The 15,006-nt window shown below is 41.4% G+C and carries 11 protein-coding genes, 1 tRNA gene and 1 riboswitch; of the genes, 9 read left to right on the top strand and 3 right to left on the bottom strand.

From position 1 onward, the window contains the following. Positions 1-55: 55 nt before the first annotated feature. A complete protein-coding gene (gene pth, locus HMPREF3208_RS05380; protein ID WP_016637226.1) occupies positions 56-655 on the top strand; it encodes an aminoacyl-tRNA hydrolase in 600 nt (199 codons plus the stop codon). Then, the gene (mfd, locus tag HMPREF3208_RS05375; protein WP_064347570.1) at positions 645-4,223 is read left to right on the top strand and encodes a transcription-repair coupling factor; all 3,579 of its coding nucleotides are present in this window, start codon (positions 645-647) and stop codon (positions 4,221-4,223) included. The genes pth and mfd overlap by 11 nt, the downstream gene beginning before the upstream one ends. A gap of 76 nt (positions 4,224-4,299) precedes the next feature. Here the strand turns inward: mfd and HMPREF3208_RS05370 are convergent, their stop codons facing one another. The 3 genes from HMPREF3208_RS05370 to HMPREF3208_RS05360 form a co-directional block, all read right to left on the bottom strand. After that, positions 4,300-5,175: an ABC transporter ATP-binding protein gene (locus tag HMPREF3208_RS05370; RefSeq protein WP_064347568.1), complete on the bottom strand. Its 876-nt coding sequence runs from the start codon at positions 5,173-5,175 to the stop codon at positions 4,300-4,302. 21 nt (positions 5,176-5,196) lie between these two features. Further along, entirely contained in the window at positions 5,197-6,201 is a 1,005-nt protein-coding gene (locus HMPREF3208_RS05365) for an ABC transporter substrate-binding protein (protein WP_016637229.1), read from the bottom strand. A 152-nt stretch (positions 6,202-6,353) separates the two neighbouring features. Beyond that, positions 6,354-7,121: an ABC transporter permease gene (locus tag HMPREF3208_RS05360; RefSeq protein WP_064347600.1), complete on the bottom strand. Its 768-nt coding sequence runs from the start codon at positions 7,119-7,121 to the stop codon at positions 6,354-6,356. A 43-nt stretch (positions 7,122-7,164) separates the two neighbouring features. Beyond that, a riboswitch (TPP riboswitch) is annotated at positions 7,165-7,279 on the bottom strand. A gap of 148 nt (positions 7,280-7,427) precedes the next feature. On the opposite strand from HMPREF3208_RS05360, the gene eno reads away from it, so the two are divergent. From eno to HMPREF3208_RS05325, 7 genes are all read left to right on the top strand, one after another. Then, a complete protein-coding gene (gene eno / locus HMPREF3208_RS05355) occupies positions 7,428-8,723 on the top strand; it encodes a phosphopyruvate hydratase (protein WP_004111411.1) in 1,296 nt (431 codons plus the stop codon). 196 nt (positions 8,724-8,919) lie between these two features. Then, positions 8,920-9,834 (top strand): L-lactate dehydrogenase, encoded by a 915-nt coding sequence (locus HMPREF3208_RS05350; protein ID WP_016637231.1) that lies wholly within the window; start codon positions 8,920-8,922, stop codon positions 9,832-9,834. A gap of 256 nt (positions 9,835-10,090) precedes the next feature. Beyond that, on the top strand, positions 10,091-10,591 hold the full coding sequence (folK, locus tag HMPREF3208_RS05345; protein ID WP_004119382.1) for a 2-amino-4-hydroxy-6-hydroxymethyldihydropteridine diphosphokinase: 501 nt from the start codon (positions 10,091-10,093) through the stop codon (positions 10,589-10,591). Positions 10,592-10,647: 56 nt separating this feature from the next. Next, positions 10,648-11,787, top strand: a complete 1,140-nt coding sequence (folP, locus tag HMPREF3208_RS05340; RefSeq protein ID WP_064347567.1) for a dihydropteroate synthase — start codon at positions 10,648-10,650, stop codon at positions 11,785-11,787. Positions 11,788-11,977: 190 nt separating this feature from the next. Then, positions 11,978-12,454 (top strand): FtsB family cell division protein, encoded by a 477-nt coding sequence (locus HMPREF3208_RS05335; RefSeq protein ID WP_016637235.1) that lies wholly within the window; start codon positions 11,978-11,980, stop codon positions 12,452-12,454. Between the two features lie 102 nt (positions 12,455-12,556). Further along, positions 12,557-14,242 (top strand): DUF501 domain-containing protein, encoded by a 1,686-nt coding sequence (locus HMPREF3208_RS05330; protein WP_064347599.1) that lies wholly within the window; start codon positions 12,557-12,559, stop codon positions 14,240-14,242. 205 nt (positions 14,243-14,447) lie between these two features. After that, positions 14,448-14,531, top strand: a tRNA-Leu gene (locus tag HMPREF3208_RS05325). Positions 14,532-15,006: the final 475 nt, after the last annotated feature.

The raw sequence follows: 15,006 nt of genomic DNA, 5'->3' as shown, positions 1-15,006 counted from the left end.
AATCGATGCGCCCATTTTGCTGTTTGTTACATATTTGAATGGGGAGTGGTGTGCCATGGCATCGGATTTTTGGCTTATTGCTGGTTTGGGGAATCCCGGTACGAAATATGAGGGTACTCGCCATAACATGGGTTTTATGGTTGCGGACGTTTTGGCGGAACGTTGGTCAGTATCTTTTTCAGATCACAAGGGCTTAGCAAAACTTGGCAAAGGTATGATGAATCTTGATGGTCGCATAGCTAAGTTTTTCCTTGCGAAGCCGCTAACTTTTATGAATGATTCTGGTGCTGCTGTTGCTTCAATAAGCTCTTATTATCAAATTGAGCCGGAGCATATTGTGATTATTCATGACGATATGGATTTAGATTTTGGCCGCATTAAGGTAAAAGCTGGTGGTTCTGCAGGCGGTCATAATGGTATTAAATCTATTGACCGTTCGCTTGGAACGCCGCAATATGCTCGTGTTCGTATGGGTGTGGGTCATGCTCAGCGTGGTGCTCATGCGCATGATAATACAGTAAATTGGGTGCTTGGTGGTTTTGCTGGATCACAAAAATCGGAACTTCCTAACTTTTTAGCTGACGGTGCTGATGCTGCAGAAAGTGTGATTTTCCGCGGACTAGCAGCAACGCAGGAGCATTTTAATGGTCGCTAATAATAAAGCAAAACAATTGTCTCAACAACATGCAGAAAGTGGTGAAATATCGGTAATAAGTTTGCAAGATATTTTACTAGATTTGTGTAATGAAGATACAACATTTAGTGCATTATCAAAAAATAATATTGCTGCAATAAATAACTCACAAGAATCCATAGAAAGAGGTGAGTTTACTATTGCTGCACCTCTTGGCATACGGTCGGCTCTTGCTGCTTCGCTTGCTGAAAATATGCCTGTGGTTGTTATTGTTCCTTCGAGCAGAGATGCTGAGGATTTTACTGAATCGCTTCGTGACTGGTATAAGGGGAATCCACAAGATGTTGCGCAATTAGAAGCATGGGAAACATTACCTCATGAGCGACTTTCACCGCGCGCGGATACGGTTGCAAGTAGAATCGCTGTATTTCGTAGGCTTTGCCATCCTGAAGTTGGCAGCGCAATGTTTGGTCCAATTCGCGTGCTAGTGCTTCCGGTTCGTTCTCTTATTCAGCCTGTGGTTGCTGGTCTTGGTGATGTTGAGCCATTGGTATTTGAGTGTGGTAAAGAGTTGCCGCTTGAAGATGCTGTGAAGCGTTTAGTTGAAAATGCTTATACGCGTGTTGATTTGGTAATGGAACGTGGTGAGTTTGCGGTTCGCGGCGGCATTATTGACGTTTTTTCACCGACGATGACACATCCTGTGCGTATTGAATTTTTTGGCGATGAAATTGACAGTATGAAACAGTTTCATGCTTCAGATCAGCGTACTTATGGGAATAATATCGAAAGCATGTGGGCAACTCCTTGTAGAGAACTTCAGCTCACAGCGCAAATTTGTGAGCGAGCGCGTTCGCTTGTTGGCACTATTCCTAATGCCGACGATATGCTGGAATCAATTGCTAACTCTATACCAGTAGAGGGTATGGAATCGTTGTTGCCTGCTTTAGTGGATCATATGGAGTCAGTGCAAAGTATGCTTCCTCAGCATGCTGTTATTATGCTGTCCGACCCTGAAAAATGTCGCAGAGCTGCAGAAGATGTAACTGCTACCGCTAACGAATTTTTGGCAGCCAGCTGGCATGTGGCGGCTTCTGGTCATGGTGCTGGAGCTCCCATTACTTTCGATCAAGCAAATTTTTTAGATTTCGATGAAATTATCTCTTCACTCGAATTTTCTGATCATGATGTATGGAAATTAACGTCATTTGGTGTAGATGAGCAGCTCGCTGGAAATATTGCTTTGCCAGTTTGTGAGCCTCAAGAGTTTCGTGGCGATGAATCAAAAGTTTCTGGTGGCATTGCTTCACTTGTTGATAGTGGTTTTGCAGTAACTATTACTGCTGCAGCATCCGGTACACTTGCTCGGTTAAGACGAGCTATATATGCGACGGGTGTGCATGAATTTACTACATTGCAATCAAGTATTTCTGATGGTTTTATTGATAACGACGCTAAGATTGCTATACTCACTGAGCGTGATTTAACTGGCAAATCTTCTGCTGCAGCGCAGCTAAAAACGCCAAAACGTAGACGTAAAGCAATCGATTTAATCGAATTAAAGCCTGGCGATTTTGTAGTACATGAGCAGCATGGCATTGGTCGTTTTATTGGTATGAAGCAGCGTAATATTGCGGTAACAGGTGGAACTGCAACTCGTGAATATTTAGTAATCGAATATGCTCCTAGTAAACGTAATGCTCCAGCAGATAAATTATTTATTCCAACAGATCAACTTGATTTAGTTAGCAAATATATTGGTGCTGAAATACCAAAGCTTAATAAGCTTGGCGGCTCAGATTGGGCTCAAACTAAAGCGAAAGCTAAGAAACATGTTCACGAAATTGCAGAAAATCTTATTAAACTTTACTCTGCACGCCAGCAGTCTCGCGGTTTTGCGTTTAGTAAAGATACTCCTTGGCAACAAGAGTTGGAGGATGCATTTCCTTATCAAGAAACTGCTGATCAGCTTACAACTATTGACGAAGTAAAAGCAGACATGGAAAAGCCAATCCCAATGGATCGTCTCATTTGTGGTGACGTTGGTTTTGGTAAAACAGAGATTGCGCTGCGTGCAGCTTTTAAAGCTGTGCAGGATTCTAAGCAGGTTGTTGTTTTAGTTCCAACAACCTTGCTTGTTCAACAACATTATGAGACTTTTACCAACCGTTTTGAAGGCTTTCCGGTAAAAGTTGCGGCAATGAGTAGATTCCAAACAGCGAAAGAAATTGAAGATACTCTAGCTGGATTACAAGACGGAAGTGTGGATGTTGTTATTGGAACCCATAAGCTTTTGAACCCGAATATTAAATTTAAAGATTTGGGATTAGTTATTATTGACGAAGAGCAGCGTTTTGGAGTTGAGCATAAGGAAACGCTCAAAGCTTTGCGCACAAACGTCGACGTGTTAAGTCTTTCGGCAACGCCAATTCCAAGAACGCTTGAAATGGCTGTAACTGGTATTCGTGAAATGTCTACTTTGGCAACACCTCCAGAGGATCGTCTCCCTGTGTTGACTTATGTTGGAGCTTATGAAGATACACAAGTTGCTGCTTGTATAAAGCGTGAGCTTCTTCGCGGTGGACAGGTATTTTATGTTCATAATCGAGTAGAAGATATTAGTTCTGTTGCCAGCAAGATTCATGAGCTTGTGCCGGATGCGCGCGTTGCTATTGCGCATGGAAAAATGGGCGAAAAGCAGCTTGACGCTGTCATTCGCGATTTTTGGCATCGAGATATCGACGTTCTTGTGTGTACCACAATTATTGAAACTGGTCTTGATATTTCTAACGCGAATACACTTATTGTTGATCATGCTGATCGATTTGGTTTAAGCCAGTTGCATCAGCTTCGCGGTAGAGTTGGGCGCGGTCGAGAGCGTGCTTACGCTTATTTCTTGTATGATCCGACTAAACCAATGACTCAGCAGTCTCACGACAGGCTTGCAACTATTGCTCAACATACGGCTTTAGGTTCAGGTTTTGATGTTGCTATGAAAGATTTGGAACTGCGAGGAACTGGAAATCTTCTTGGCGATGAGCAAAGTGGACATATTGAAGGCGTCGGTTTCGATCTTTACGTGCGAATGGTTTCAGAAGCCGTTGAGCAGTATAAAGAGCCGGAGCGCGTGGAGGCTGTAGCAGTAACTATTGATTTACCTATTGAAGCTTCGCTTCCAGTTGATTATATTGCTTCGGACAAGCTTCGTTTGGAAGCGTACCGCAAGCTTGCTTCGGCGAGTAATGATAATGATTTGAAGGAACTTCACGACGAGTTGTTGGATCGTTTTGGTGAGCCGCCTGAAGCGTTTGGCGCGCTGTGTGATGTTGCTCGCTTGCGTTTTAAGGCTCGAGAGCTTGGTATTACGCAAATCAGCTCTCAAGGAAAGACTGTTCGAGTGATTGGCGTTAATCCAAAGGAATCCGTGTTAATGCGTTTAAATCGTATTTATCGTGGAATGCAATATCGCCCGCTGACGCATATGCTTATTATTCCCGCTCCTTTTGAATCTTCTCTTGGGTCTAGCGCAATGAGCGAGCATGAAATACTTTCCTGGGTGCGTCAACTTCTCGATGATATCGCTTGGTAAATTTGCTTATATTCATATTTAAATAAAGGCGACCGCTATCTTGCAGTCGCCTTTATAAACATGGTTTCGTAATTACTTATTGCAATGCAGCTCTAAGTTCATCTTCTATCTCACTATGATTTACTGGACGATTTTGAGCGTCAAGATGTTCGCGATTAATATGCCATTCTTTATGAATTTCTCCATTTTTTATCATAAGAATGCGATTAGAAAGTCGTACAGCTTCCGCAATATCATGCGTAACCATAAGAGTACTCCAACCATATTGAGCTTGAAGTTTGTTCAGCAGATCTTGCATATCAAAACGCGTAAGAGCATCCAAAGCTCCGAAAGGTTCGTCCAGTAACAATAATTCAGGATTCCTCACTAATGCTCTAGCTAAAGAGACTCTTTGCTGCTGACCGCCTGAAAGTTGATATGGCCACTTGTTATCAAAACCTTCAAGCTGTATTTGGCAAAGCGCTCGATGAGCAATATCCTCAAGCTCTTGTTTACTTCCTTCCATGCCAAAAACAACGTTTTGGCTTACGGAAAGCCAAGGTATTAATCTAGCGTCCTGGAAACCAATAGCCTGACGACTGGTGGCATGAACGCTACCTTCGCTAGGAGTAAGCAATCCCGAAATTATTTTCAAAAGCGTTGTTTTTCCACAGCCAGATCTACCAATAAGCGAAACAAACTCACCTTGCTTGATACTCATCGTAACGTTTTTTAACACAAAAGTAGAATTATCTGCAGCATTGTTTCCTGCATCGTTACTTACAGTGCTATTTTTAGTGTTACGAAAAGAGATGCCAAGATGCTCTATGTTAACGCAATAAGCGTCATTTTTCGCACTAGAAGTATCCGATTCTCTAGAAGATTCTTGAGAACCTGCGGAAAGCTCTTTAGAAACTTTCGCAGTATCGTTTTCCGTAGTGTGCTTTTGAAACATGTTCTTGAAACCAGTCATATTCTTGTAGATAATTGATGCTTATTTGCTGCAATCCATTACAGAATCATCCAAATTCTTTGGAGCCTGCTTAATTAAACCGTACTTAACGTATTCTTTAGCTTGAACTTTCATCATTTCCAAGCCTTTAGCGTCGATTGGGCGAATCGTTGGATTGTCAAACTTTTCAATCTGCTTAATAATCGTGTCAGACGCGCCAAGCTGCTTATAAGCGTTGCCAATAACATTCTTTTCCTTGTGAGACTTCTTTGCTTCGCGTACAAGAGCCTTATACATTTTCTTCACAAGCTCAGGATGCTTCTTAGCGAAGCTCTTGGAAACGATGTGAATAGTAACGTTCATATTGCCATATTTCTTAGCGTTTACCAGCAACTTAGATCCAGGAGTAGTCATAGCTGCTGCAAGATTCTGATCGAACGAAGAAATTGCGTCAATCTGACCAGAAGAGAAAGCAGCCTGGAAGTTGCGAGGATTCATCTCAACTTTTTGAACTTTAGAAACATCTAAACCGCTCTTATCAAAAGCACGATGAAGCATGTAGTCACCAGTGTCACCATTGTGAATAATAGCAACTTTCTTTCCATACAAGTCTTTTAAGGTTTTTACGCCACTTTTTGCAGAGGCTACAATTCCTTGAGAATCACCATTATAGTATTCGAGAGCAAAGGCAACCCAAGGCTGTCCTTCGGCAATAAGATCAATAAAACGACCGGTTCCTGTAGTTGTTGCATCTGCGCTACCGCTCATTACTGCAGTAAGACCATCAACAGGAGTGTAAGGACCAGTGTAAGTAACTTTAGACTTTCCAAACTCTTCCTGCAAGAACTTTTCGTTCTTCAATGTCGTTAAATAGTTTGCTGTAGAAAGATAAGCAACACGCATAGTACCAGTATCTTCCTTAGCAGAAGAAGCGCTACTTGCGGATTTTTGGGCACTACCGCAGGATGCAAGCGCAACTGTTGCGCAAAGAGCACATAATGCAGCAATAGTGCGTTTGCTTATACTATTCATTTTGAAATTAACCATAACTGGCTCCTTTGTTTTTTGTGTTTTTATTATTTATTTTTTTGTTATTTGGTAATTGATCAAATCTTTATTTATAAAATTAGTGAAGTATTAGGGGAATTTTGTATGTCTTACACAAAATTCATTTAGTAGAAGGCTTATATTGCGTATATTTAGGCTTTTCTGCGTTCCGGCATAAGCAAGTATTCAAATATATTTGCCGTAATCTCAGAACCAAGACCAGCAATTGCGTACATGATTATGCAAGCCATCATCTGGTCTGGCCTAAAGAATTGTTGCGCTCTTGAAAGAATATAGCCGATTCCAATAGAAGAATTAACTGTTTCGCAAGTTACTAAAGCGACCCATGCTACGGAAATAGAAAAACGTAAGCCAGTCATAAAATTAGCAAGCGTACCGCGCATAAAAATAGTGGTAAAAACAGTCGATTTTTTAATGTGATAGGCCTTAGCTAGTTCAATAAGACGCGGATCGATATTGCGAACGCCATCGCGAATATTGACATACATAGGGCCAAAAACGCCTATTGCAATAAGCATAATTTTCATAAGCTCATCAACACCAAGAAAAATAATGAGAAGAGGAGCTAGGGCAGGGAATGGTATTGAACGTATCATGTGGCTAGGTTTGTTGATGATTGTTTCACCTATTGCGCTTCCTCCAGAAAGAATTCCGGCAGGAAGTGCAAACGCAATACCCAAAAGAAGACCTGCAACGACCCTAAAAATGCTTATTGCAAGAGACGGCCACAGTATTCCCTCATTGTGTAAATCTACGAAAGCTTTTATAACTTCGAATGGGGAAGGCAAAGCGCGGTTTTCTACAGGGCCGAGTGTAATAATAAACCAGCAAAAAACTATAACTATTGTAGAAAGCCAAGCGTTAAAAGATTTAGATAATTGGGAGGCTTTTTTCTGCATGACTTTACTGTTTGCACTGCATGCAGTTTTGTGCTTATGAAAACGAATATTCATTCGACATTCCCTTCGATAGTACTAGCTATATCAGGTTCGACGGGTATGTTCTCAGCAATATTCGCTAATTTATATGAACGAGCAGTGCACCCCGTGTCAGTTTGTTATTATGTCTTATAGGCATGGACAAACATGCAAACTCGCGACACTGTGAACGTTCACGGCATAATTGATAGTTAATATAATGTAACGTCCATAAAACGCACTAATCTTGGAAGAGTCATCACAACCCATAGGTATAAAGGAGTAGTTGTGGCAGCTATTGAAAGCGTATACGCACGCGAAATTTTGGATTCTCGTGGAAATCCTACTGTTCAGGTTTATTTGGAGACCGAAGATGGCGCTCAGGGCATTGGTTTAGTACCTTCTGGTGCTTCAACTGGTGAAGCTGAAGCTTGGGAGCGTCGCGATGGCGACAAGTCCCGTTATCAGGGCAAGGGCACGTTGGAAGCTGTTAAGGCTGTCAACGAGGTAATCGCACCTAAGGTCATCGGCATGGATGCCACTGATCAGCGCGCTCTTGACGAAACAATGATTGAGCTTGATGGCACACCAAACAAGGGCAAGCTTGGTGCTAACGCAATTCTTGGCGTTTCCCTCGCTGCTCTCTACGCTGCTGCTGAGTCTGCTCAGCTTCCTTTGTATCGCTACATTGGCGGTACTAATGGTCACATTCTTCCAGTTCCAAACATGAACATCATGAATGGTGGTGCTCACGCTGACTTTGCAACCGATATTCAGGAGTACATGATTTCTCCTTACGGTTTTGCAACTTACAGCGATGCTTTGCGCGCTGGCGTTGAGGTTTACCACACTTTGAAGAATGTTTTGAAGAAGGAAGGCTTGGCTACTGGTCTTGGTGACGAAGGTGGCTTCGCTCCAAAGATGAAGTCTAACGAGGATTCTTTGAAGTACATCATGGATGCAATCGCAGCCGCAGGTTACGAGCCAGGCAAGCAAATTGGTATTTCTCTTGACGTTGCTTCTTCCGAGTTCTACAACAAGGAAACCGGCAAGTATCGTTTCGATGGTGAAGAGCGCGAATCTGCTTACATGCTCGATTACTACGAGAAGCTCATCAACGAGTATCCAATCGTTTCCATTGAAGATCCATTCCAGGAAGAAGGCTGGGATGATTGGGCAGAAATCACCAAGCGTCTCGGTGATCGTTTGCAGTTTGTTGGCGATGATTTGCTCGTCACCAATCCAAAGCGTTTGGCTAAGGGCATTGAGCTTGGCGCAGCTAACTCCTTGCTCGTGAAGTTGAACCAGATCGGTTCCGTCACTGAAACCCTCGACGCTATTGAACTTGCAACCAAGAATGGCTTCACCTCTATGGTTTCTCACCGTTCTGGCGAAACCCCAGATACCACCATTTCTGATCTTGCTGTTGCTAAGAACACCGGCCAGATTAAGACTGGTGCTCCTGCTCGTGGTGAGCGTATTGCTAAGTACAACCGCTTGCTTGAGATTGAGGAAGAGCTTGGTTCTACCGCTCAGTATGCTGGTTACAGCGCATTCAAGGCTTGCAAGAAGTACATGAAGTAACTTTTTAGTTTTAAGTAACTTAGTGACTTCTTAAGTCTTTGAGTTTTAACGGTCAGTCGTGTTTACGGCTGGCCGTTTTCTATTAATAAATGATGAAAAATTCAAAAAATGAAAAATTTTTTTGATTTGACTTTTATTCTTATCCCAATAGTGCTAATTTTATGAAAAACTCAAAAAAAGAAGGAGATATTTCATTATGAGAAAAGTAGCAGTTATCGGTATGGGTAATGTTGGTGCAGCTGTTGCTCACCAGCTTGTTGTTGGTGGTTACGCCGACGAGTTATACCTGTATGACAAAAATGAAGCCAAGGTTAAGGCTGATGCATTGGATTTTGAAGATTCAATGGATAATGTGCCTTTTAATGTAAATATCACAGTTAATGATTACGACGCTTTAAAAGATGTTGAAGTAATCGTAAGCGCTTTGGGTAATATTAAGCTTTTAGACGTTCCAAATCCTGATCGTTTCGCAGAGCTCAATCACAATCGTGTTCAAGTTGCAGAAGTTGGTGCAAAAATTAAGGCTTCAGGTTTTCACGGTGTGCTGATTGATATTACAAACCCTTGTGATGCTATTTGCCAGCTTTACAAGGAAGCTACTGGACTTCCTTACGAAAAAATTATTGGCACTGGTACTTTACTTGATTCGGCCCGTTTGCATCGCGCTGTTGGAAAGTTCTTTGGTGTGCATCCAAAGGCAGTTAAGGGTTACAGCTTGGGTGAACATGGTGATTCACAGTTTGTGGCATGGTCCACGGTTAAGGTTCTTGAACAACCGATTATTGAGCTTGCAAAAGAAAAAAATATTGATTTGGATGCTGTTGATGAAGAAACTCGTCAAGGTGGCTTTACTGTATTCTATGGAAAGAAGTACACCAACTACGGTATTGCTGCTGCTGCAGTTCGTCTAGTTCATGCTGTTCTTTCTGATTCAAAGGAGCAGATGCCTGTTTCTAACTATCGTGAAGAATATCATTCTTATCTTTCGTACCCAGCAATTGTTGGTCGTGAAGGTATTGTAAAGCAGTGCCAACTTGATTTAACTGAGGAAGAGTTACAAAAGCTACAGCACTCTGCAGATACTATTTTAAGTAAAGCTCAAGCAAAATAGATAAATCAAAAAATAAAATAACTAAAAATAGTACTTTTGAATCTAAAATATTTTTACAGATTTTAGACAAAAGCGTATTGAAAAATGTCGTTGTAGGTTTAATTGCTCCTCAAGAGTGTTGAATTTACAGCGACATTTTTGTTATAAAAATTTTTGATATTAGCTTATTTATTATTTGAATTTATAAAGTTGGCTAGTCATAATTGTTTAGGATATATACTTTTAACTATAAATGGCATTATTTTTTGGGGGAAATATGATTTCTAGTGCATACATAAGTGTTGGAAGCAATATAGGTGATAGATTACTTAATTTGCGCCAAGCTGTTTCGCTATTGAAACAAAATTCGCATATAAGCAATATTATCGTTTCTTCAGTGTATGAAACTGAACCAGTTGGTGATGTAGTGCAAGACAGTTTTTATAACATTGCTTTACGCTTAGACACTGATTTAACAGCTTTTGAATTGCTTGATTTTATTCATGATATTGAACAGCGTCTTCACAGAAAGCGCATAGTTCGTTGGGGTCCTCGAACAATCGATTTAGATATTATTGATTTTGGTGGTCAAACTATAAAAAGTGAAAATCTTACAATTCCGCACAAAGAAAGAGATAATCGCAGATTTGTATTGGTTCCTTTGCTTGAAATAAGCGCAGACGATGCAAATTATCATGAACTTATACAAGATAAGCTTAATAAAACTAGCGACACTAATTGGATTAATATTATTGAAAGTAGCGAAGTTTTTAATTAGTTTGGAATATAAATTTAGTTTTTTTAAATATGAGGTTTTAGAAAGAAAGAATACAAATGCGAATTATTGAAAGCAATTTGGAGAATGCGTCTTCTAAAAGTATTGCAGATATAGCGTTACTGCAGGATCTTTGTGTAAATCAAAAAATTTTATGCACGTGGGAAAATATTAGCGAAAACGATTTAAGCAAAGTAGCTGATTTTCTCGATCATTTTGATACAGCTATCAAAGTTTCCAAGTCTTCTATTGACTTCATTTTGCCGCTTATTGCTCTTAAACCTTTTATGCAAGAGTGCGAAAAAGCATGGTACGAAGATCAAGAATTACTTGCAAGTTTGCGCTCGCTATTAAAGCAAAAAGCAATTGTGTGGAATGCAGGGCGATTCTGCTTTGATACACTTGACAAGCCTATAGTTTACGCGATTCTGAATATTACTCCTGACTCATTCTATGATGGTGGCAAGTACCAAAGTGAGGACGAAGTAAATAGCCATATTAAAGAAATAGTTGAAGCTGGTGCTGATGTTATAGAAGTAGGCGGTCAAACTACAAAACCTGGCGGTTATTTAGAAATTACTCCAGAAGAGGAAATAAGTCGCGTTATACCTGCTATTAAGTATATTCACAAAAATTATCCTCAAATTGCTGTAGCAGTAGATACTTACAAGTTACCTGTAATGGAAGCTGCAATTGAAGCTGGCGTAGATATTATAAATGATGTTCGTGCGTTTGATTCTCCAGAAAAAGTAAAGCTTATGGCAGATTCTAACGTTGGATTAGTAACAATGCATAGCAATAGAGATACAGAATATGACAATTTAACAAAGGTTATGTGTCAATTCTTTAGTGATAATTTAAAAATGCTTGTTGATGGAGGAGTTGACTTAAATAGGATTATTCTTGATCAAGGAATTGGCTATGCAAAGGTTGCTGATGGTGAACAAGATTATGCAATGATGCGTAATATTAATCAATTGCATCGTTTTGGTAGACCAATATTGGTTGCGATTTCTAGAAAAGGCTTTGGTAAGAAGCTTTTTAATTTAGATAAAGAAGATCGTTTGCCAGTTACTTTAGTTGCAGAAACAGCGATGTTTATGGCTGGTGGACGCATAATACGTGCTCATGATATTGCAGAAACAAAGCAATTAGTAGAAATGATTGATGTTATTAATAGAAATTACTGGTTTAAGTAGAAAAATTTGAATAATTTTTTGCAGTTTTGTTCGTCAGTTTTTTTAATTTTAATAACGAATAAATGTGAGTTACTGTAAATGTAGCGTGACTGTAAATGTGGCACAACAGCATTTTGCATCTAAAAGCGCGTAAGATACTAGCGGAATGCATGATGTTTTCACGTCGAATACATCAAGTAATTTAGAGAGTATGGTTATGAAAAAACGTCGTGCAATAGCAGCAGAGGAAGATGCAGGATCACCATTGCGGCAGCGTCGACTGCTTTCAGGACCGCTCGTGTTCATACTTATGGTTTGTGTAGTTACTGTCGGTTCGATTGAATGTATTTCGACAGTGCGTAGCTATGCCATAAGTTTAGCTGAACTTCATGCTCTTCAACGCGAAGAAAGTACGTTGCGTGATCAAAAACGCGCGCTGAATAATAATATTGACCGTTGGAAAGATAAGGCATATGTTACTGCACAAGCTCGTGACCGTCTTGGCTTTATTTTTCCAGGGGAACAGGCGGTTAGGGTAGAACATCCAGAAGCAGTAACGGGTACTGTTCCGAATGAGTTTGCTCAAGATAATAATGAAATCAAAGATCGACCAGCTTTACCGTGGTATAGTGACCTGCTATACGCTTTGCATAAAGCGGATAAGCCTGATAATATGCCAACGCTGTAACAGGCTGACATTCAACATACGTGCCATTTGTAATATTGCAATAACAGAAATACAGCATGAGGAGTACAACATATGGTGAACATTCAAGAAAGTTCAATTGGTATGCAAAATAGTGACAATAATCAATATGTTCCAGAAGATGCTGTACAACATTTACTTACTATGCCAGCAAGTGATGCTGAGCGTGCCATTGTTGAGAAGCAACTTGGCAGGTATCCACGGGGAATGGTAGCAGTCGGAGCTCGTTGCGTGTGTGGAAGGCCACTTGCAGTTATTACTAGACCTTGTTTGGAAGATGGCACACCGTTCCCAACTACCTGCTATTTAACAAGTCCTGAAGCTGTAAAAGCAGTGTCGCATGTAGAGGCAGCTGGGTTGATGCGAGAATTTAACGAATTATTGCAGATGAACGAAGCTGTAAAAAGGCAATATGAGCAAGCACATAAATATTATTTGGCATTTCGTCATGCATTGGCTGTTGCGCTGGGGGATAGTGAAGATCATATTAGTGAGATGAGCGCCGGCGGTATGCCTGTGCGCGTGAAGTGTTTGCATGCTTTAATTGCACAAACTCTAGTAATGGGTAAGGGTGTGAATCCTATTGGGGACATGGTGTTGGATCGTATTCAAGATGAGTTTGATCCAAATGTATGCCGTTGCACTACACCGTGGAGCGATGATGCAGATGCTGAAGAAACGGAAGTTGTTGTGGAAGAGAAAAATGCTAGCAAAAGTGTAGATTGTGCAGAGAAAAATATAGATTGTGCAGAAAAAAATATAGATTGTGCAGAAAAATCTGTTACTGTAGCTGCAATTGATTGTGGTACAAATTCTATTCGTCTAAAAATTGCGCAAGTTTCAGAGCATGGAATGAAAGATATTGTGCCGCGAATGCTTCGCGTAGTGCGATTGGGGCAAGGAATTGACAAAACACACCGTTTTGCAGACGATGCTTTAGAACGTGTACGAGCTGCAGCTCGCGAATTTGCGCAAGTATTGAAAGAACATCCTGTTGATGCAATTCGTTTTGTGGCGACTTCTGCAACGCGTGATGCTGAAAATCGTGAAATTTTTGAGCAGATGATGGTTGATGAGCTAGGTGTCCGACCGGAAGTTATTAGTGGTACGGAAGAAGCAGCACTGAGTTTTCTCGGAGCAACAAGTGTAGTTTCTCGAGACCGGTTGCAGCCGCCGTATCTTGTAGTTGATTTGGGGGGTGGCTCTACTGAGCTTGTGCTCGGTGGTGACGGAGATGATTTGCCAGTCCATAAGGTTGCTGCAGCGTATTCAATGAATGTTGGTTCTGTGCGCATGACTGAGCGCCATTTGCATACGGATCCTCCTACAGAAGAAGAAATTCAAGCAGCAATTGAGGATGTTGACAAGCATATTGACGAGGCCTTCAAGGTTGTTCCTGCAGGGCGTGTTCGTACCATTATTGGTGTCTCTGGGACTGTAACTACTATGGCAGCGTTAACGATGGGCTTGAAACATTATGATCATACGGCTGTTGACGGTGTAAAAATTGGTTTAGAGCAAGCTTACGCAGTTAATAACCGATTTTTGCGCATGGCTCGTAGTGTTCGACGTACGTATGCGACGATTCACCCTGGGCGCGTTGATGTTGTTGGCGGCGGAGCTGTGGTGTGGAGCCGCGTGTTGGAGAGATTGGCAAAAGCTGCGTACGAGGATCATGGAGGGGTTCTCGATACGTTTGTAGCTAGTGAGCATGGTTTGCTTGATGGCATAACGCTTGATTTAGGAAGAAAGTTACTTGCCGCACGCTGAGTGCGCGTGTTTGCAGTTTCTGACGGTTGATGAGTGCGCGTGTTTGCAGTTTCTGACGGTTGATGAGTGCGCGTGTTTGCGGTTTCTGACGGTTGATGAGTGCGCGTGTTTGCGGTTTCTGACGGATACTGAGAATATGTGTTTGCGATTTCGCCACACGCTGAGCTTGTTCTTTACAGTGATGTATGGCATAATGGTTGATTGCGCCTCCGTGGCGGAATTGGCATACGCATCAGACTTAAAATCTGACGCCCTTACGGGCTTGTGGGTCCGAGTCCCACCGGAGGCACAAACGAAACGCTGCACAGTTATTTGCTGTGTGGCGTTTTTGTTAACTTTTGGGGGTTTCCAGCCTTAAACTTGGGGTTGTTGCTTTGATATTATGGGTTGATGTAAAATGGATTTGCTTAGTTTTCCGCATACGCATGGTTGTGACAACCTGCTTGAGTGCTGCGATTTAGCGTGCGAAAGCATTTTGGAGAGCTGAGCTTGCTCAGGTTGAAAGCACGGTGTGCTTTCAGTGTAAGCGAGGATTGACTTCGTAATTAAACGAACCCAGAAGGATTGGTTAGTTTCCCGCATGTGCGGGGGTGATCCTAAAGTATGTGACAATATTGTCGCATACTGATACAATGAATCTATTGCCTATCTCTTCGGAGGATATGGAAGTTGGAGCCGGAATTGCCTGAGTATCTTGGGCGCTGGCTCCTGCGATATTTATGGCTGTAACACAAAATTAGCTTCTACCATTCTTGATATAATTG

The sequence above is a fragment of the Gardnerella vaginalis genome, assembly GCF_001546485.1.
GTDB lineage: Bacteria > Actinomycetota > Actinomycetes > Actinomycetales > Bifidobacteriaceae > Bifidobacterium > Bifidobacterium vaginale_D.
This window is presented reverse-complemented; position numbering and strand designations above follow the sequence as displayed.

Bases quoted from the DNA above. Each gene is read 5' to 3' on its own strand.
- pth (WP_016637226.1), top strand. From the start codon at position 56: ATGGCATCGGATTTTTGGCTTATTGCTGGTTTGGGGAATCCCGGTACG.
- mfd (WP_064347570.1), top strand. From the start codon at position 645: ATGGTCGCTAATAATAAAGCAAAACAATTGTCTCAACAACATGCAGAA.
- HMPREF3208_RS05370 (WP_064347568.1), bottom strand. From the start codon at position 5,175: ATGACTGGTTTCAAGAACATGTTTCAAAAGCACACTACGGAAAACGAT.
- HMPREF3208_RS05365 (WP_016637229.1), bottom strand. From the start codon at position 6,201: ATGGTTAATTTCAAAATGAATAGTATAAGCAAACGCACTATTGCTGCA.
- HMPREF3208_RS05360 (WP_064347600.1), bottom strand. From the start codon at position 7,121: ATGCAGAAAAAAGCCTCCCAATTATCTAAATCTTTTAACGCTTGGCTT.
- HMPREF3208_RS05350 (WP_016637231.1), top strand. From the start codon at position 8,920: ATGAGAAAAGTAGCAGTTATCGGTATGGGTAATGTTGGTGCAGCTGTT.
- folK (WP_004119382.1), top strand. From the start codon at position 10,091: ATGATTTCTAGTGCATACATAAGTGTTGGAAGCAATATAGGTGATAGA.
- folP (WP_064347567.1), top strand. From the start codon at position 10,648: ATGCGAATTATTGAAAGCAATTTGGAGAATGCGTCTTCTAAAAGTATT.
- HMPREF3208_RS05335 (WP_016637235.1), top strand. From the start codon at position 11,978: ATGGTTATGAAAAAACGTCGTGCAATAGCAGCAGAGGAAGATGCAGGA.
- HMPREF3208_RS05330 (WP_064347599.1), top strand. From the start codon at position 12,557: ATGCAAAATAGTGACAATAATCAATATGTTCCAGAAGATGCTGTACAA.